Below are 18,404 nucleotides of genomic sequence, written 5' to 3'. Positions count from 1 at the left end.
CCGCACCGGTCGCCTGTCGCCCCGGGCTCCCACCCCGCCGGCCCGCCGCCCGTCACTCAGCCGGCCGCCGGATCCGCGCCGCACTCACCCCGTCAGCCGCCGGGCCCGCCACACGAGATAGACCGCCGACGCCACCGCCGCCACCCGCACCACCACGGGCCAGAGGTCCGTCATCGCGTCCCCGATCGCGCCGCTCGCGAGGGGTTCGCCCCAGCGGCCCTCCATGCGCCCCCACAGCCAGACGAAGGCCCCGGCGACGACCGCACCCGGCAGTCCCATCGCGACCCACTTCGCCTCCGCGCGCGAGAACTTGCGCGAGCTGTACGCGAGCAGCCAGCCACCCGCGAGCGCCAGCCACTGGCCTGACACGGCACCGGCGACGAGCAGCGCGGCGGCCAGCAGGAGCAACGGGTTCGAGAGGCGCGGCCGCACGGCCGCCCCGTCGTCCGCGACGGCCTTCTCGCGGCGGCGCAGCCGCAGCCGCCTCCGGGGCCGGGGCACCGGAGGCGGCGCGGCCTCCTTCTCCCCCGCTGCCGGCTCCGTCTCCGGCTCCGCCGGCGCGCGCGGCCCCGGGGCCTTCGGAACGCTCGGCATCCCGAACAGCTCCGGGCTCTCCAGCCCGCCGACGAACCCGGGCACAGCCGTGCCCGGCCCCATCGCGCCCGGTGCGGCCTGCGCGCCTTCGCCGAAGGGCCCCGGCTCGACGCGCCACCACTCGGGCTCGCTCCCGGGCGGGGCCTGGCCGAGGCCCGTCATGTGCGGCGCGGACGCCGACGGCCAGTCCGGGACCGGATCCACTGACATCGGGCCGCCCGGCACCGGCGCCCCCGGCACCGGTCCCTCGGGTCCGGGTGCCGCGCCTCCGGGCTTCCCGGCCTCCGGCGACGCGCCCTTGCGCGACGCGTCTTTCCGGAGCACGCCCCGCCGCGCCCGTGGCACAGCGCGCGGACCCGTGGCACCCGTGGCCGCACCGGTCCGGGGAGACGGCAGCGATACCGCTCCGTCTCCCGACTCGGCCGCCGCGGCCACGAGTTCACCCGGTGCGCCGAGCCGGCCGAGGATGCGCCGGACCACCGCAGGCGAGTCCGCGCCGTCCGTCCCGCGCTGACGGTCGATCTCGCCGCGCAGCGTCGCGACGAGTCTCATCCGGGCACCCGAGGACAGCTGTTGCTGCTGCGCCAGGTCACCGACCCGGCTGAGATAGTCGTAGACGAGCCGGTCGCTCTCGATGCCCACGCGATGGTCCTCCCTCACCCGCCTTGCCCCGACGGTAGCGCTCCAGGGGCTACCGTGGGACGGATGGGGACGACCACACCACCGCGCACGCTCGCCGAAGCCCTGCGCGCCCGGAGCGACGAATCGCTGGCAGGGCTGCTGCGCGCCCGCCCCGACCTGCTCAGCCCCGTACCGAACGACATCACCCAGCTGGCGACGCGAGCCGGTACGCGCGCCTCCGTCGTCCGCGCGCTGGAGCACCTCGACCGCTTCGCCCTGCAGACGGCGGAGGCGCTGGCCGTCGCACCGGACCCGGCTCCGTACGACACGCTGCTCGCGCTCCTCACAGGTGACGGGCAGGGCGACGGCGACGGACGCGACGACGCGGGCGCGGCGATCACCGCCGCGCTGCCCGCCGCCCTCACGACCCTGCGCGAACAGGCCCTGGTCTGGGGCGAGGACACCCGGCTGCACCTCGTGCGCACCGCGCGGGAACTGCTCGCCCCGTCGCCGCAGCACCCCTCCCCCACGGGTCTCGGCCCGACCGTCGCGGAGGCCACGGCAGGGATGTCGCCCGGCAGGCTGCAGGAGATCCTGACGGCCGCCGGACTGCCGGCCACCCATGACCCGGTGTCCGCCGTCGCCGCGCTGGCCGGACTCTTCACGGACCGCACCAGGATGGCGGAACTGCTGGACACCGCCCCGGTCGAGGCGCTGTCCGTGCTCGACCGGCTGGTCTGGGGCCCGCCCTACGGCGAGGTCACCCCGAATCCCGCACCGCCCGTGCAATGGCTGCGCGACCGCGGGCTGTTGCTGCCCGTGTCGACGCGTACCGTCGTGCTCCCCCGCGAGGCGGCGCTGCATCTGCGGGCCGGCCGCGCCCATCGTGTGCCCGAGCCCGTGCCGCCGGCGCTCGCGGCCGCGGCCGAACGCGATCCCCAGGCTGTGGACAGAGCGGCGGCGGGCCAGGGCTTCACGGCGCTGTCCACCGTCGAGGAGCTGCTGAAACTCTGGAACGACGGCGGCCCGGCCATCCTGCGCGCGGGCGGCCTGAGCGTGCGCGAGCTGAAGCGTGCCGCCGGCGCGCTGGACGTCTCCGAGCCCGTCGCCGCCTTCTGGATCGAACTCGCCTACGCCGCAGGTCTGCTGGCCTCCGACGGCGAGACCGACGAGCGGTACGCGCCGACGCCCGCCTCCGACGAGTGGCTGGACCTCCCCGCCCAGGACCGCTGGACCCACCTGGCCACCGCCTGGCTCGCCGCCACCCGCACCGCCGGCCTCATCGGGGGCCAGGACGCGAAGGGCAGGGCCCTCTCGGCGCTCGGCCCCGATCTGGACCGCTCGGCCGCACCCGAGGTACGCCGCCGGGTCCTGGCCCTGTTCGCCTCGCTCCCGCCGGGCACCGCACCCGACCCGCAGACCGTGCTCGCCCGGCTCCGCTGGGAACGGCCCCTGCGCACCTCGGCGCCGGGCGGGCAGACGGCCCCCGGCGACGCGTCCGACCTCCGCTCCCGGATCGCCCTGTGGACGGTAAACGAGGCCGAGGCGCTCGGGATCACCGGCCGCGGAGCCCTCTCCTCCCAGGCCCGTGCGCTGCTCGACGAGGGCACCGACGCGGCCGCCGCCCGCCTCGCCCCGCTGATCCCGGAGCCCCTGGACCACGTGCTGCTCCAGGCCGACCTGACGGCGGTCGCCCCCGGCCCCCTGGAACGTCCCCTCGCCGACATGCTCTCGGTGCTCGCCGACGTCGAGTCCAAGGGCGGCGCGACGGTCTACCGCTTCACCCCCGGCTCCGTACGCCGCGCGCTCGACGCCGGGCAGGCCGCGACCGACCTGCACGCTTTCCTGGCCACCCACAGCCGTACGCCGGTGCCGCAGCCGCTGAGCTACCTCATCGACGACGTGGCGCGCCGCCACGGCCACCTGCGGATCGGCGCCGCCTCCGCGTACGTGCGCTGCGACGACGAAGCCGTGCTCAACGAGATCCTGGCCGACAAGCGTTCGGCAGCACTGCGGCTGCGCCGCCTCGCGCCGACCGTCCTGGCCGCGCAGGCCGATCCGGGGTCGCTCCTCGAAGGCCTGCGCGAGATGGGGTACGCCCCTGCCGCCGAGTCCGCCGAGGGCGATGTCCTGATCACCCGTGCCGGCGCACGGCGCACCCCGCCCCGCACACCGCCCACCCCCGTCCCCGAGGGCCCGCCGGTCCCGGACACCACCTTGCTGACCGCCGCGGTCCGGGCCGTCCGGGCAGGTGACACGGCCGCCAGAGCCGTCCACAAGGACGACCAGGACACGGCCACGCCCGGTTCCCTCCCCCGCACGACCCCCGCCGAGACGCTGGCCACGGTGCAGGCGGCGGCGATGACCGGCTCGGCGGTCTGGATCGGCTACGTCAACGTGGACGGCGCGGCCAGCCAGCGTGTGATCGCCCCGGTCAAGGTCGAGGGCGGATTCGTGACGGCGTACGACCACACGGCCGACGAGGTCCGGACGTATCCGCTGCACCGGATCACGGGCGTCGCGGAGCTCGCCGACGAGCAGCCGGCCTGACGGCTCACGGAACCGGGAGCCCGCCGAGCACGGCGGCCTTCCGGAGCACGTCGACGAGCATGGGCATGGTGAGCCGGCCCGTGGACGTGTTGCGTCGGCTCGGGTGGTAACTGCCCAGCAGGTGCAGCTCCCGCCTGTGTTCCGTGGCGGGCAGCACGACGTGCGCGCCGTGGCCGAAGACCGGGCGCGGGCTCGGCATCCGCCGGCCCGCCTCGGCCAGCACCGGCAGCAGCGCCTGCCAGCCGAACCCGCCGAGAACCACCACCGCACGCAGCCCCGGGCCCAGCAGGTCCAGTTCGGCGGCCAGCCACGGACGGCAGGCGTCGCGTTCCGCCGGGGTCGGCTTGTTCGCCGGCGGCGCGCAGTGCACGGGAGAGGTCAGCCGGACACCGCGCAGCCTGAGCCCGTCGTCCGCGTGCGCCGAGACCGGCTGTGACGCCATGCCCACGGCGTGCAGTGCGGCGAAGAGGAAGTCACCCGCCGCGTCGCCGGTGAACATCCGGCCGGTCCTGTTGCCCCCGTGCGCGGCGGGCGCGAGCCCGACCACCGCCACCGCGGCGTCCGGCGGCCCCAGGCCGGGCACCGGCCGCGCCCAGTAGTCCCAGTCCTGGAAGGCGGCGCGCTTGACCCGGGCGGCCTCCTCCCGCCAGGCCACCAGCCGGGGACAGGCGCGGCACCGGGTGACGAGCGCGTCCAGCTCGCCGAGCCCGGCACACCGCCGCGCGTGACGGGCGGGGAAGTCCCGGGCGTCGGGGCCGTGCTCCGGGTCACCGCTCTCTGCTGCGTCCATCCCTCCACGCTACGGGCGTCCACCCGCCTCACCCGGTCTGTGCCAGCGCCTCGCCGGGAGCCGCCGCCCGGGGGCGCGGCGTGCCGGTGGAGGTCAGGCCGATACCGAGCAGAACCATCCGCAGCGCACGCTCCGAGGCGTCGGCGAGGAACTCCCCGCCCCGGCTGAGCGCCTCCGCCAGTCCGACGGGTGCGGGCAGGATGCCGCTGTAGGCGTCCACGCCCGATTCCCGTACCTGCTGGGCCCCGTCGCCGATCGTCCCCGCCAGCGCCAGCACCGGGCGGCCGTGGAGCTTGGCGCGGCGTGCCACCTCGGCCGGCACCTTGCCGCGCGGGGTCTGCTTGTCCAGGGCGCCCTCGGCGGTGATCACGAGATCTGCGCGGGCTAGCCGCGCGTCCAGGTCGAGGTGGTCCAGCAGCACCTCGAAGCGGGGCAGCAGGCGGGCGCCGAGTGCGGCGAGCCCCGCACCGAGCCCGCCCGAGGCACCGGTGCCGGGGCCGTCGCGCAGACTGTGCGCCGGTGCCGCCCCCGGCGCACCGCACAGGCGCGGGCGTACGTCACGGGCGAGCACTCCCGCCCAGTGGTCGAGCGCCATGGACAGCTCCTCCACCTGGTCAGGGGTCGCGCCCTTCTGCGGGCCGAACACCCTGGCCACGCCCTGGGGACCGCACAGCACGTTGTACGGATTGCACGCGACGAGCATCTCCGCCTCGGACAGCCGGGGGTCGAGACCCGAGGTGTCGATGCGGGCGAGGCGGCGCAGTTCACCTCCGCCACGGGCGAGTTCGCGGCCTTCGGCGTCGAGCAGCCTCGCTCCCAGGGCCTGGAGCGCTCCCGCGCCGCCGTCCGAGGTCCCCGAGTCCCCGCAGCCGACGAGGATCCGGTGCGCCCCGGCGTCCAGCGCGCCGCGGATGAGCTGGCCGACCCCGTACGTCGTGGTGGCCACCGGGTCGCGCCGGTCCGTCGGGACCAGGCCCAGACCGGCGACCGCGGCCATTTCCACCACCGCGGTGCGCGGGCCGTACGCCGGCCCGCCGAGCAGCGCGAAGTGCGTGGCCACGGGCTCGCCGACGGGCCCCGTCGCCGTACGGTGCACCAGTCGTCCACCCGTGGCGGCGGCCAGCGCGCGTGCGGTGCCCTCGCCCCCGTCGACGAGCGGGATCAGATCGGTCTCGGCGTCGGGGACCACACGCAGCAGCCCCTCCGCGATGGCCTGTGCGGCGTCCTGCGCGGACAGGGACTCCTTGAAACCGCTGGGGGCGATGACGAAACGGTACGTGGCGGACATGAGTGCTCCTGATAAGCGGGCGAGGGATGACGGGAGGGGTACGGCGGGAAGGGAAGGCGGTCAGGGCGCCACGCCCAGCAACGGCCAGACCCCGAGGGCGAAGAGCAGCACGACCGCCGCGGTCAGCGGTGCCAGCACGGCCGAGAGCCGCAGCAGGTCACGCGGGCCGTACGTCGGGATGCCCGGGACATCGGCGAAGAGCGCCACGGGCTTGGCCGACGCCGGCAGGGTGTGGCAGAAGCCGGCGGCGGCGGTGGAGGCCAGCGCGGCGGCCACCGGGTTGACGCCGAGCCCCACGGCCGCCGCCACCACCAGCGGCACGAGCACGCTGGAGCGGGCGGAACGCGACTGGAGCACCAGGTGCGCCGCGGTGCTGAGGGCGACGACGACGGCCAGGAAGACCCACGTGGGCACCCCGGTGCCGGTGGGCAGCCCCGAGACGAGCCACTCGGCGGCGCCCGACTCCGTGAGCGCCGCGCCCATCGCCATCGTCGCGGCCATGAACAGCAGCAGCGACCACGGCACCGTCGTCAGGGCGTCCTTCAGACGGACCGTGCCCAGTGCCGGGGACGCGGCGACCACAGCGCCGATCAGTGCGACGAGGGCGGGTGTCACGCCGTGCAGCGGTTCGCTGCACCACAGCACCACAACCGTGCCGAGCAGCATCGCGCACCGCGCCTCACCCGGCTCCAGCGGACCGCTCACCGGTTTGTCGCTGTGCTCCTGGATCTCCTCCACCGCGATATGGACCGGCCCGCTCCGGTCAGCCCGCCGCGTGGTGGTGAGCAGCACCAGCTCCGCCGCGAGGTGGGAGGAGACGACGGCCAGCGGCAGTCCCAGCAGAAGCCACTGGGTGAAGCCGATGCGCTGTCCGGTGGCCTCCCACAGCACGGACACCGTGATCAGGTGCGCGCCCGCCCCGATGAGGGTGGCCACCGCCGACAGGAGGATGACCGTGGGGAAGAGCAGCGCCAGCATGACCACGAGCCGCTTGCGGTCGGCCAGCACCTTGGCCAGGGCCAGGAAGACCGGCAGTGCGAGCGCCGCCCGGCCCGAGGTCGCCGGCACCGCGAACGCGGTCAGGACGAGCGCAGTGGTCGTCAGATGCACGAGCTGCCGCACGGTGCGGGCCCCGCCGACCAGGAACGCCGCCGCCCTGCCCGCGAGTCCGCTGCGGGACACCGCGGCGGCGATCACGAAGGCACAGATCAGAAGCCAGACGGTGGAGTCGCCGAGGGTCGCGAAGAGGGTGTCGCTGCTGATCACTCCCGCCGCCGCGAGCACGAGCCCGGCGCCCAGCGCTATGTACGTGTCGTCGACGGAGGTCCCGATCCACGCACACGTCGCGACGGCGAACACCACCAGCGTGATCCGGGCGTCCGTGCCGAGGCCGTGGGCGACCCCGGGGACGAGCAGAACCGCGCACACGCTCAGCGCTACGCATGCGGACACGGCCTGACGGACGGTCAGGGTCACCTTGGCTCCTCCACGGGGCGGGACCGGGCCGGTCCCGGCCCGTCCCCGACAGTCTCCGAAGCCGCGGTGAGCCCCTGATGAGCCGTCCATGAAGGAAAGTTCATGCGCCGCGCGGAAATGCTCAGCGCATGCGGTAACCCATGCCGCGAACGGTCTCCAGCCGTTCGGCGCCGAGCTTCTTGCGGAGCGCCCGCACGTAGACGTCCACGATGTTGGACCCCGGGTCGAAGTCGTATCCCCACACGTGGGACAGGATCTGCTCGCGCGAAAGCACCTGGTCGGGGTGGCGCAGGAAGAGTTCGAGCAGGACGAACTCCCGCGCCGTCAGGTCCACGGTCCGCTCCGCGGCCCGGGCCCGCCGGGTGCGCAGGTCCAGCGTCAGGTCCGCGCTGCGCAGCACGGTCACCTCGGGCACCCGTGCGGCGGTGCGCAGCCGGAGCCGTACCCGGGCCAGCAGTTCCTCGAAGCGGAAGGGTTTGGTCATCCAGTCGTCCGCGCCGCCCTCCAGGCCGGCCACCGTGTCCCGGACGGAATCCCGCGCCGTCAGCACGATCACCGGGGACGTCACCTGGGCTTCCCGGATCTCCCGGAGCACCGAGAACCCGTCGAGGTCCGGCAGCCCGATGTCCAGGACGATCAGGTCGAAGCCGCCCGTGCACGCGTAGTCGACAGCGGTACGCCCGTCACCGGCGACCGTCGTGGTGAAGCCGTTGGCCCGGAGGCCCTTCTCCACGAAGGCGGCGATCCGCTCCTCGTCCTCGACGATGAGAATCCGGCTCACAGTCCTACAGCCTCCACATCAGGTTCCGCGACGGGCACACAGGGCAGCAGCAGGGCGAAGGTCGCCCCGCCGCCGGGGGTGGGGCGCAGTTCGACGCGCCCGCGATGGCCTTCCGCGATGGCCTTGACGATCGACAGCCCCAACCCCGCGCCGCTGCCCCGCGAGCCTCGCCGGGCCGCACCGCGGCGGAACCGCTGGAAGATCACCTCGGCGTCCTGGGGCCGCACGCCGGAGCCGCTGTCCGCGACGTACAGCTCCACCTCGCCGGCGTCCGTGAACCGCGAACCGATCCGGACGGTCGCACCGGGAGCCGTGTGCTGGACGGCGTTCTGCGCGAGCTGGACCATCGCCTGGGTGATCCGCTGCGGGTCGAGCAGCGCCCAGCCGTCGGCTCCGCCGTCCAGGTGCCAGTCCCGCCGTCCCAGCGCCCGTACCTTCACGTAGACGTCCGCGGTCAGCTCCGTGAGCTGGACCGGCTCCGGGGACGTGAAGTCGGAGCGCTCGGCCTTGGCGAGCAGCAGCAGGTCCTCGACGATCCTGCTCATCCGGTCGAGTTCGTCGGTGACCAGCCGTACCGTCTCGTCGCGTTCGGAGGGGTCGTCGCCCATCAGCTCGAGATGGCCGCGCACGATGGTGATCGGAGTGCGCAGTTCATGGCCGGCGTCGTCGATGAACTGCCGCTGGGTCCCGAACGCGCGCTCCAGCCGGTCCAGCATCGCGTTGAAGGTCTCGGCGAGCGCCGAGATGTCGTCACGCCCATGGACGGGGATACGACGGGTGAGGTCCTGCTCGGTGAGCTGCGCGGCGGTCTGCCGCACCAGCCGGACGGGCGCCAGTATGCGCCCCGCGACGCCCCAGGCGATGCCTGTGGTCGTCAGCAGGGCGACTCCCGAGATCGCGAGCAGGACCTGGAAGACGTCGTTCACCACGGCTTGTTCGCCGTCCGCGTGGAAGGCGACGACGAAGGTCCCCTGCGGGGTCGTGCCGGCACTGCCCACGTCGACCTTCGCCCAGCGGATCTCGCCCCGGGGCCGTTGCAGGGTCCCCGTGCTCTCCGACGACCCGGTGATCGTCCGCAGCGACGCCCGGTCCCTGTGAAGGGGCAGGCCGGTGGAGATCTCCCGGTTCTGCCGGAGTGTCGAGGAGCCGGACGGGCCGGTGACGACGGCGAGCAGCTCCTCTCCGGTGTCCGCGTACTGCCGCTGGAGATGTACTTCCAGCAGCCTCTGCGGCCCGGCGAAGGGCGTGCCCGTGTCGGGGTCCCTGCCGTGTTCGACGAAGTTCGCGAACTCTCGGGTCTCCTGGGCGAGCAGCGTGTTGATCCGGTGGTCCAGGTCGCCGAGCAGGATGGACCGGGTGGTGGTGGCGACCGCGGCGAGTGCCACGGTCATCACCACCAGCAGCCAGAGCAGGATGCGGACCCGGGCGGATATCCGGTTGCCCGCCGGGGGCGGCTCAGCCGTCGTCGTTGCCGTCGTCGGTCCCGGAGGTGCTGTCGTCGTCGGTGTCGTCATCGTCGTCGTTACTGTCGGTGGCGGGCGGCTGCGGGACGACCACGTCGCTCGGCGGTGCCGTCGGCGAGGTGCCGTCGGGCACGGCCGTGACGCCGCTCGGCTCGGTCGTGACGTCGGGGCCGCCCGTGCCGCCGGGGCTCGGGCTGCCCGGACCCGGACTGCCCGAGGGTGAGCCGCTGTCCAGCTCGACCCGGCCGGGCACTTCGGGCCGCGCCGGGCTGTCGGCCAGCGCGTAGCTGGTGGCGGCAATGCCCAACGGGATCGCGACGACGGCTGCCAGGGTGGCGATACGGTGCGAGAAGGCCATGTACGGAGCCTGCCCGCCGGACCCGTGGGCCAGGATGAAGCCAAGATGAGGAAACCTTCATGTGGGCTCCCCGCGGTCGGTCCTGGCTCATGCCCTCAACGTAGCCGCCCGGTCACGGCCCCGATGCGGCACACTGGACGTTTGGCCGTTCGCACCCGGGCGGCCACCCCCCGCAGGAAAGGGCCGACGCGCGTGACCGGACCCCTCATCGTCCAGAGCGACAAGACGCTGCTCCTCGAAGTCGACCACGACCAGGCCGAGGCCTGCCGTCGTGTCATCGCGCCCTTCGCCGAGCTGGAGCGTGCCCCCGAGCACATCCACACCTACCGGGTGACCCCCCTCGGCCTGTGGAACGCCCGCGCCGCCGGGCACGACGCCGAGCAGGTCGTCGACGCGCTCGTGGAGTACTCGCGCTACCCCGTGCCGCACGCGCTCCTCGTCGACATCGCCGAGACGATGGCGCGGTACGGCCGCCTCACCCTGTCCAAGCACCCGGTCCACGGGCTGGTGCTGACGTCCAACGACCGGCCGGTGCTGGAGGAGATCCTCCGTTCGAAGAAGGTCCAGCCGCTGGTCGGGGCGCGCCTGGACCCGGACACCGTGGCCGTGCACCCCTCCGAGCGCGGCCAGATCAAGCAGACGCTGCTGAAGCTGGGCTGGCCGGCCGAGGACCTCGCCGGGTACGTCGACGGCGAGGCGCACCCGATCGAGCTCGACCAGGACGGCTGGGCGCTGCGCCCGTACCAGAAGCAGGCCGTCGAGGGGTTCTGGCACGGCGGCTCGGGTGTCGTCGTGCTGCCCTGCGGCGCGGGCAAGACACTCGTCGGGGCCGGTGCGATGGCCGAGGCCAAGGCGACCACGCTGATCCTGGTCACCAACACCGTGTCCGCCCGGCAGTGGAAGCACGAGCTGGTGAAGCGGACATCGCTGACCGAGGACGAGATCGGCGAGTACAGCGGGACGCGCAAGGAGATCCGGCCGGTCACCATCGCCACGTACCAGGTGCTGACCACCCGCCGTAAGGGGATCTACCCGCACCTGGAGCTCTTCGACTCCCGCGACTGGGGCCTCGTGATCTACGACGAGGTGCACCTGCTGCCCGCACCCGTCTTCAAGTTCACCGCCGATCTCCAGGCGCGCCGGCGTCTCGGGCTCACCGCGACGCTGGTGCGTGAGGACGGGCGCGAGTCGGACGTCTTCTCGCTCATCGGGCCCAAGCGCTTCGACGCCCCGTGGAAGGAGATCGAGGCGCAGGGCTACATCGCGCCGGCCGACTGCGTCGAGGTCCGCGTGAACCTCACGGACTCGGAGCGCCTCGCCTACGCGACGGCCGAGGCCGAGGAGAAGTACCGGTTCTGCGCGACGACCGCGACGAAGCGGAAGGTCACCGAGGCTCTCGTGCGCAGGCACCAGGGTGAGCAGACCCTCGTCATCGGGCAGTACATCGACCAGCTCGACGAGCTCGGTGAGCACCTGGACGCCCCGGTGATCAAGGGTGAGACGAGCAACGCCCAGCGCGAGAAGCTGTTCGAGGCGTTCCGTCAGGGCGAGATCAGCGTGCTGGTCGTGTCGAAGGTCGCGAACTTCTCCATCGACCTGCCGGAGGCGACGGTCGCCATCCAGGTGTCGGGGACGTTCGGCTCCCGCCAGGAGGAGGCGCAGCGGCTCGGACGGGTGCTGCGGCCGAAGGCCGACGGGCACGAGGCACGGTTCTACTCGGTGGTCGCCCGCGACACGATCGACCAGGACTTCGCGGCGCACCGCCAGCGGTTCCTGGCCGAGCAGGGCTACGCGTACCGGATCGTCGACGCGGACGAGCTGCTCACGGAGAGCTGACAGACAGCGGGGCCGGGCCCGGCGGGGCTCAGCGGTGGCGGCGGACGACGCCCGCCTCCTCCGCGTACTCGCCGAGGACGGCCACACCGAACGCGGCGCGCGCGAAGACCGAGACGGCGCGCACCGCGTCTCCCACGCGGTGGCTGTGCGGGTGACCGGTGGCCGCGGTCGCGCCGTGCGCGGGCCCGGTCCTGCGGGGGTTCAGGTAAAGGGTGCTCATGCCTTCCATGGTGCTCCGCCCGCCCGTGCCCCGGCATCGGCCGATCGGCCGAGGAATGCGCGGGGCCGGTCGGCCGATGGACGGACCCGTCCCCTACGGGGCGGACACGGCCTGATCCTTTATTCGTTCGCCCGCGGGGGCCGCGGTCGATATAATCGCCGGTCTGCCCGCCTCCCGCACCGTGGTACCGGCCAGCCCTCCGAGCGGCCGGCAGCCGGGGGAGCGCCGCCGACCGGACGGAAACCGGCCGACAACAGCCGCACGCGACCACCGGCGTGCGCATCTGCGTGTGATCGTCCCCGAGCGGACACGGCTGCCGGCCCTGTCCGCCGTCCTGCGTCGAAAAGCCGGAGGCAACAGCGTGCCCGCGCACGAAGAATCAAGCAATCCACTGGTCAGGGAGCAGGCGCACCTCGCCGCGTCCCGTGCCGCGCTGCGTGCCATGCGCGAGGACGTGCAGGCGCTCGACATCCGCGACGTCACCGCGAACTGGGTCAACGCGGCGGTCCTGCAGTCGCAGATCGACGACCGCATCAAGGCGCTCGCCGATCTCTCCCACACCCCGCTGTTCTTCGGGCGCCTCGACTACCTGCACGTGGTCGGCGCCGAGAAGGCGGAGGGCGCATCGGAAGGGGCGGCGCGCAGCGCCTCGGCCAAGGGTGGTGGCGGGCGACGGGAGGGCGAACGGTTCTACATCGGGCGCCGCCACGTGCACGACGCCCACGGCGACCCCATGGTCATCGACTGGCGCGCGCCGGTCTCCCAGCCGTTCTACCAGGCTTCCAGGAACAACCCGCTGGACGTCGACCACCGCCGCCGCTTCGGGTACACCGGCGGCGAGCTCACCGCGTACGAGGACGAGCACCTGGCCGACCCCACGGAGACCGAGCAGACCAGCAAGCTCCTCCAGGCGGAGATCGAGCGGCCCCGTGTGGGCCCGATGCGCGACATCGTGGCGACGATCCAGCCCGAGCAGGACGAGATCGTCCGTAGCGATCTCGGCGGAACGGTCTGTGTCCAGGGAGGCCCGGGCACCGGGAAGACAGCCGTCGGCCTGCACCGTGTCGCCTACCTCCTGTACGCGCACCGCGAGCGCCTCGCCCGCACCGGCACCCTCGTCGTCGGTCCGAACCGGTCGTTCCTCCACTACATCGAGCAGGTCCTGCCCGCGCTGGGCGAGCTGGAGGTGCAGCAGGCCACCGTCGAGGACCTGGTGGCGGCACGCGTCGAGGTGCGCGGCACGGACGAACCCGCCGCCGCGGTGATCAAGGGTGACGCGCGGATGGCCGAGGTCCTGCGGCGGGCGATCCGCTCGCACGTGACTCCCCCGTCGGAGTCGGTCGTGGTGGTGCGCGGTTCACGCCGCTGGCGGATCCCGGCCTACGAGGTCGAGGAGATGGTCGGTGAGTTGCTGGCCAGGGACATGCGGTACGGGGCGGCCCATGAGGCGCTTCCGCAGCGCATCGCGCACGCCGTCCTCGTACGGATGGAGGAGGCGGGCGAGGCCCCGGACGACCGGGTGCAGAACGCCGTGGCGCGCAATCCGGCGGTGAAGGCGGCCGTCAAGGCGATCTGGCCGGCGGTGGACCCGGCGAAGCTCGTGCTGCGGATCCTGACGGACGCCGAATTCCTGGCCGCGCACGCGGAGGGGCTCCTCACCGACGACGAACAGAAGCACGTCCTGATGACCCGGCCCGCCCGCAGCGTGAAGTCGGTGAGGTGGACGGCGGCGGACGCGGTCCTGGTCGACGAGGCCGCCGACCTGGTGGCACGGACGCACTCGCTGGGCCACGTCGTCATCGACGAGGCCCAGGACCTCTCCCCGATGCAGTACCGCGCGGTGGGCCGCCGCTGCTCGACCGGCTCGGCGACGGTGCTCGGCGACCTGGCGCAGGGGACGACACCGTGGTCGACGGGGAGCTGGGAGCAGGCGCTGTTCCATCTGGGCAAGACGGAAGCGGTGGTGGAGGAGCTGACTGCCGGCTTCCGCGTGCCGCGCGAGGTTATCGCGTACGCCTCCCGGCTGCTCCCCGCGATCTCGCCGGGCCTCGCCCCGGTGGAGTCGGTGCGTGAGGCACCCGGCTCCCTCGCGGTGCGTGAGGTGGGCGCGGCGGATCTGGACGCCGCGGTGGTGGCGGCGTGCGAGGAGTCGCTGCGCCAGGAGGGCTCGATCGGCCTGATCGCCGCCGACGCCCGCATCCCGGCACTGTCGGCGGCCCTGGCGGCGGCCGGCCACAGCTTCCTCTCCCCCGGCCAGGAGACGACGGCCGAGTCCCGGCTGACCCTGGTCCCGGCCTCGCTGGCGAAGGGCCTGGAGTACGACTACGTCGTACTGGACGATCCGGCGGCCGTGGTCGACGGCGAACCCGACGAACGCACCGGCCTGCGTCGCCTGTACGTGGCCCTGACCCGAGCGGTGTCGGGCCTCATCGTGCTGCACGCGGCGGCACTGCCGGAGCAACTGGCCTAGTTCCGCGAGCCGGTGACGGGTCGGGCACGGCGGCGCGCTCAGTGCCCGGTCCCGTCACCGACCGTGACTCCTGTGCGTGCGAGAGAAGTTACGGCAGTCGCTGCACGGGGCGTTTACAGACCACTCCGTGCGCGCTACGTTTTTGGGAGCGCTCCCATGGGCCCCTCTCCCCCCACCCGCACGAGTCGACGACAGGTCGACCAGGGGGCCCGGACAGGGCCGACGCGAAACCGGTCCACGGGCCGCGCACGCTGCCCAGGCACGTCTTCGGCCCGGCTGTACCGGCACGTCTCGCTCCGGCGCTCGGCGCTCCCTGCGCGTGGGGGCCACCAGGGTCATCTGCCCCGACAGAGAATCCCGAAGGAGACCAACTCATGGCCAAGCGAAACACCGTCCGGAGAAGCGCCCGGTCGCGCGCACCCCGCGCGCTGAGCTTCCTGGGGGCCGGCCTCCTGGCCCTCACCCTGGCCGGACTGCCCACCCCCGCGTCCGCCCACGGCGTCGCCATGGAGCCGGGCTCACGCAGCTACCTCTGCTACAAGGACATGATCGCGAGCGGCAACCAGATGCCGTCGAACCCGGCCTGTGCCGCCGCCGTCACGCAGACCGGCACCACGCCGCTCTACAACTGGTTCGGCGTCCTGGACTCCAACGGCGGCGGGCGGACCAAGGGGTACATCCCCGACGGCGAGCTCTGCAGCGGCGGCCACAACGGCCCGTACAACTTCTCCTCGTACAACGCGGCCCGCAGCGACTGGCCGACGACACACCTCACGGCAGGCTCCACAACGCAGGTGAAGTACAGCAACTGGGCTGCCCACCCGGGCAGGTTCGACGTCTACATCACCAAGAACGGCTGGACGCCGAACCAGCCCCTGGCATGGGACGACCTGACGCTCACCCAGACCGTGAACAACCCGCCGCAGGCGGGCGGCGCGGGATCCGACGGGGGCAACTACTACTGGAATCTCCAGCTCCCACAGGGCAAGACCGGCAAGCACATGCTCTTCATCCACTGGATCCGCTCGGACAGCCAGGAGAACTTCTACTCCTGCTCCGACGTCGTCTTCGACGGCGGCAGCGGCGAGGTCACCGGCATGAAGGGCAGCCGGATGTCGGCGGACGAACTGGCGGAGGCCGCGGAGAAGGCCGGGACACCGCCCGTGCCGGCCCACGCGGAGCACGCCGGGCACGCGGCCCCGGTCGGCGGGGCAGCCCTGGTGGCCTCCAGCGACGACTCGTCGGCCGGATACCTGCCCGCCGCGACGGCGGTCTCGCTGACGGGAGCCGCCCTGATCTTCGCGGCGGGAGCGGTGGCCCAGAGCCGTCGCCGCCGTCGGCAGTCGGGGCGGAGCCACTGACCGGGAGGAGCCGTTCGTGACCCCGGGCCGGTGATCACCGGCCCGGGGTCACCCCCGCGCCTTCGCGTCCCCCGGAGGAGACGTGTGCCCGGTCCCGCGCCCGCTGCGGGCTCGGGGCCGGGCTCCGTGGCGGCCTCCACCTCGGCGATCGGCCGGGAGGGCCTGCCGCCGCAGGGCCTCCCCGACCGGGGCGCCGACGCCGTGCCCCTGCCGAAGGCCGAGGCGGCGCGGAAGGCCCCGGGCGCCGTCAGCCGTCGAGCGCCTCGCGCCACTCCCGTACCGCTGCCGCGTCCACCGGGCCGCTCCAGCCGCCCGGGCGCGCCGCCCCTCCGATGTGGAACGCCTCGATGCCCGCGGTGCGCAGGCACGGCAGGTGGTCCAGGCGCAGGCCGCCGCCGACCATGATCTGCGGTTCGTAGCCGGGCAGGTCCGAGCGCCCCGCCTCGGCGAGCAGCGTCTCCATACCCGCGTCGACACCGCTCGGTGAGCCCGCCGTGAGGTAGGTGTCGAGACCCGGCAGGTCTGCGAGGTGCTTGCGCAGTACGTCTCGGTCCGCCGCGCGGTCGATGGCGCGGTGGAAGGTCCACGGGCAGCCGTTCAGCTCGGCGACGAGCCGCTCGACGGCCACGAGGTCGACGTGGCCGTCCTGGTCGAGGAAGCCCAGGACGAATTCCTCCGCCCCCTCGGCGCGCATCTCGTGGGTCCTCTCCACGAGGACACCGATGTCCCCGGCGGCGAACCCGTCCGCGAGCCTGAGCATGACCCGCAGCGGGATGCCGACGGCGGCCCTGATCTCCGCGAAGGTCTTCACCGACGGGGTCAGGCCGTCGGCCGCCATGTCGGTGACCAGTTCGAGGCGGTCCGCACCGCCCGCCTGCGCCGCGACCGCGTCCTCCGCGTCGAGAGCGATCACCTCCAGGACTGCACGGTTGCTCATGGTGTTCCATTCCTTCGGAGCGACTGTCGACTACAGGTCTAGTCCAATAACCAGACTACGGGTCAGCCACCCGGCGCGCAGCTCCCCATGCGCAAGCGTGCGTGGAAATACGCGAGGCCGCGGCGGCGTCCGCGGAACGGACGCCGCCGCGGCCTCGCGGGCACGGGGTGGGTACGTCAGGGCTGGAGGGGCATCGACCAGCAGTTGGACGCCATCTTCCTGCCCGAGAGGCGGTCGGTCATCCAGGAGATGGCACTGCCCTGGTCGGCGAGGTAGGGCGCCAGGTGGTTGGTGAGGATCTTGTCCCCGAGGTTGGGCAGCAGGACCGCCTCGTACGTCACGTTCGCACCCTTGCGGCACCAGTCCACCGCGAGCTGCCTCGCCTGCTCGTGCCCGACGATGTCGTCGTGGACACCGGTCGCCAGGCGCACCGGGGCGGCCGGCCTCAGATTGCCGATGCGCTGCTGGGCGAGGACCGCCCGCAGCTTCGGCTCGGCCGCGATGATGTCGGCGAGAGGCTTGCCGTTCGCGGTCCACTTCTTGCTGTTCGTGAAGCCGTGGCCGAGGATCGCGTCACCCACGCACATCGTCGAGGTGTCCTTCAGCGCGGCCTTGCCGACGGCGTTCGTGTTGGCGTCGACCACCGCCCTCAGGGACGGGTCGGACTGGGCGAAGCCGTTGATCGACCAGCCCAGCGCACCGGCCAGTGCGCTTCCGTCGATTCCCTTCATGACCTCGGTGAGGTCTGCGGGCGGGGCTCCGGCGTAGGTGCCCGCCAGATTGACGTCGGGGGCGTACGAGGGCTGCAGTTCGGCGGCGGAGGCGCTGGCGCCACCACCCTGGCTGTACCCGTAGAGGCCGACCCGCGATTCGGGGGTGAGAGACGTGCCCGCGACGGAACGCGCCGCACGGGCCGCGTCCAGGAGTGCGTGGCCCTCGTCGACCCGGTCGACGTAGGTGTGGAGCCGGTCGGTGGCGCCGAGGCCCACGTAGTCGGTGACGACGACGGCCGCACCGGCGGCGAGGAAGCGGTAGACGGCGAGGTTGTCGTAGCCGATGGACACCGTGCCCTCGCCGATGGTCAGCGGGTGCTGGAGCGACAGCGAGGGGGCGCACTGGTCGCCCTGGCCCATCGTTCCCGAGGCCAGTGCCACCAGGGGGCGGGGGCCGGCGCCCTTCCACGCGGCGGACGGTTCGATGTAGGCGCCGGTGACGGCGACGGGCCCGCCGCCCGCGTCGGTGGACTTGTACATCAGCCGAGTCGCGGTGCCGGGCAGCCGGCGGCCGTCCAGACCGGGGAGACTGATGCCGAGGGGCAGCGGCTCCGTACGGACGAGGGACCCGTCGGCGGCGGGCAGCTCCGCCGGCGGATCGTAGAAGGCGGGGATGGTCACGCCCCGGGAGACCACCGGCTCCGATCCTGCGGATCCGGTGGCGGAGGCGGGCACGGCCGTCGCCCCCAGACAGGCGGCGACGGCCACCGACGCGGCGAGCAGGCGCCCCGCACGGCGTCCCGGTCGACGGGGGTCCAGGAGGTGGGGGGTGCTCGCGGCCGAGCTCGAACGGGTGGTCCTGCGCGTACTCACGGCTCACTCCTCGCTCTGCTCCGATGAAGGTGAGCGCAAGCTAGCACCCAGGCGTTACCTTAGGTAACTCGCC

General features: G+C 73.4%; 14 protein-coding genes. 4 read left to right on the top strand and 10 right to left on the bottom strand.

The window, feature by feature from the left end; genetic code table 11:
- Positions 1-84: 84 nt before the first annotated feature.
- Positions 85-1,236, bottom strand: coding sequence for a hypothetical protein (locus HED23_RS02350; RefSeq protein ID WP_203181778.1), 1,152 nt, complete (start codon positions 1,234-1,236; stop codon positions 85-87).
- A gap of 63 nt (positions 1,237-1,299) precedes the next feature.
- Here HED23_RS02350 and HED23_RS02345 point away from each other — a divergent pair, with 63 nt between their 5' ends.
- On the top strand, positions 1,300-3,765 hold the full coding sequence (locus tag HED23_RS02345) for a helicase C-terminal domain-containing protein (protein WP_203181777.1): 2,466 nt from the start codon (positions 1,300-1,302) through the stop codon (positions 3,763-3,765).
- Positions 3,766-3,769: 4 nt separating this feature from the next.
- Here HED23_RS02345 and HED23_RS02340 read toward each other — a convergent pair whose 3' ends face one another.
- The 6 genes from HED23_RS02340 to HED23_RS02315 all read right to left on the bottom strand — a co-directional run bounded on the left by HED23_RS02340 (position 3,770) and on the right by HED23_RS02315 (position 9,921).
- On the bottom strand, positions 3,770-4,555 hold the full coding sequence (locus tag HED23_RS02340; RefSeq protein WP_203181776.1) for a uracil-DNA glycosylase: 786 nt from the start codon (positions 4,553-4,555) through the stop codon (positions 3,770-3,772).
- 28 nt (positions 4,556-4,583) lie between these two features.
- Positions 4,584-5,843, bottom strand: a complete 1,260-nt coding sequence (locus HED23_RS02335; protein ID WP_203181775.1) for a glycerate kinase — start codon at positions 5,841-5,843, stop codon at positions 4,584-4,586.
- Positions 5,844-5,903: 60 nt separating this feature from the next.
- Entirely contained in the window at positions 5,904-7,319 is a 1,416-nt protein-coding gene (locus HED23_RS02330) for an SLC13 family permease (protein WP_203181774.1), read from the bottom strand.
- Positions 7,320-7,440: 121 nt separating this feature from the next.
- Positions 7,441-8,100 (bottom strand): response regulator transcription factor, encoded by a 660-nt coding sequence (locus tag HED23_RS02325; RefSeq protein WP_203181773.1) that lies wholly within the window; start codon positions 8,098-8,100, stop codon positions 7,441-7,443.
- Entirely contained in the window at positions 8,097-9,614 is a 1,518-nt protein-coding gene (locus HED23_RS02320; protein ID WP_203181772.1) for a sensor histidine kinase, read from the bottom strand. Before HED23_RS02320 ends, HED23_RS02325 begins: the two co-directional genes overlap by 4 nt.
- Positions 9,556-9,921 carry a hypothetical protein gene (locus HED23_RS02315; RefSeq protein WP_203181771.1) on the bottom strand — a complete coding sequence of 122 codons (366 nt, stop codon included), beginning with the start codon at positions 9,919-9,921 and terminating at the stop codon, positions 9,556-9,558. Before HED23_RS02315 ends, HED23_RS02320 begins: the two co-directional genes overlap by 59 nt.
- A 192-nt stretch (positions 9,922-10,113) precedes the next feature.
- Here HED23_RS02315 and HED23_RS02310 point away from each other — a divergent pair, with 192 nt between their 5' ends.
- Positions 10,114-11,757: a DNA repair helicase XPB gene (locus HED23_RS02310; RefSeq protein WP_203181770.1), complete on the top strand. Its 1,644-nt coding sequence runs from the start codon at positions 10,114-10,116 to the stop codon at positions 11,755-11,757.
- Between the two features lie 28 nt (positions 11,758-11,785).
- On the opposite strand, the gene HED23_RS02305 is transcribed toward HED23_RS02310, so the two are convergent.
- A complete protein-coding gene (locus HED23_RS02305) occupies positions 11,786-11,977 on the bottom strand; it encodes a hypothetical protein (RefSeq protein ID WP_203181769.1) in 192 nt (63 codons plus the stop codon).
- A 361-nt stretch (positions 11,978-12,338) separates the two neighbouring features.
- Here HED23_RS02305 and HED23_RS02300 point away from each other — a divergent pair, with 361 nt between their 5' ends.
- On the top strand, positions 12,339-14,447 hold the full coding sequence (locus HED23_RS02300) for a HelD family protein (RefSeq protein WP_203187324.1): 2,109 nt from the start codon (positions 12,339-12,341) through the stop codon (positions 14,445-14,447).
- A 374-nt stretch (positions 14,448-14,821) separates the two neighbouring features.
- A complete protein-coding gene (locus tag HED23_RS02295; RefSeq protein WP_203181768.1) occupies positions 14,822-15,808 on the top strand; it encodes a lytic polysaccharide monooxygenase auxiliary activity family 9 protein in 987 nt (328 codons plus the stop codon).
- Positions 15,809-16,055: 247 nt separating this feature from the next.
- Here HED23_RS02295 and HED23_RS02290 read toward each other — a convergent pair whose 3' ends face one another.
- The gene (locus tag HED23_RS02290; protein WP_203181767.1) at positions 16,056-16,745 is read right to left on the bottom strand and encodes a copper homeostasis protein CutC; all 690 of its coding nucleotides are present in this window, start codon (positions 16,743-16,745) and stop codon (positions 16,056-16,058) included.
- A 176-nt stretch (positions 16,746-16,921) separates the two neighbouring features.
- On the bottom strand, positions 16,922-18,331 hold the full coding sequence (locus tag HED23_RS02285; RefSeq protein WP_203181766.1) for a lipase family protein: 1,410 nt from the start codon (positions 18,329-18,331) through the stop codon (positions 16,922-16,924).
- Positions 18,332-18,404: the final 73 nt, after the last annotated feature.

It is taken from the genome of Streptomyces pratensis (genome assembly GCF_016804005.1).
Lineage (GTDB): Bacteria > Actinomycetota > Actinomycetes > Streptomycetales > Streptomycetaceae > Streptomyces > Streptomyces pratensis_A.
The sequence above is the reverse complement of the archived record's forward strand: the minus strand, read 5'-3'. Positions and strand labels throughout refer to the sequence as shown.

Excerpts from the sequence above, each read along its gene's own strand:
- HED23_RS02345 (WP_203181777.1), top strand. The coding sequence starts at position 1,300 with ATGGGGACGACCACACCACCGCGCACGCTCGCCGAAGCCCTGCGCGCC.
- HED23_RS02340 (WP_203181776.1), bottom strand. The coding sequence starts at position 4,555 with ATGGACGCAGCAGAGAGCGGTGACCCGGAGCACGGCCCCGACGCCCGG.
- HED23_RS02335 (WP_203181775.1), bottom strand. The coding sequence starts at position 5,843 with ATGTCCGCCACGTACCGTTTCGTCATCGCCCCCAGCGGTTTCAAGGAG.
- HED23_RS02320 (WP_203181772.1), bottom strand. The coding sequence starts at position 9,614 with ATGACGACACCGACGACGACAGCACCTCCGGGACCGACGACGGCAACG.
- HED23_RS02315 (WP_203181771.1), bottom strand. The coding sequence starts at position 9,921 with ATGGCCTTCTCGCACCGTATCGCCACCCTGGCAGCCGTCGTCGCGATC.
- HED23_RS02305 (WP_203181769.1), bottom strand. The coding sequence starts at position 11,977 with ATGAGCACCCTTTACCTGAACCCCCGCAGGACCGGGCCCGCGCACGGC.
- HED23_RS02295 (WP_203181768.1), top strand. The coding sequence starts at position 14,822 with ATGGCCAAGCGAAACACCGTCCGGAGAAGCGCCCGGTCGCGCGCACCC.
- HED23_RS02290 (WP_203181767.1), bottom strand. The coding sequence starts at position 16,745 with ATGAGCAACCGTGCAGTCCTGGAGGTGATCGCTCTCGACGCGGAGGAC.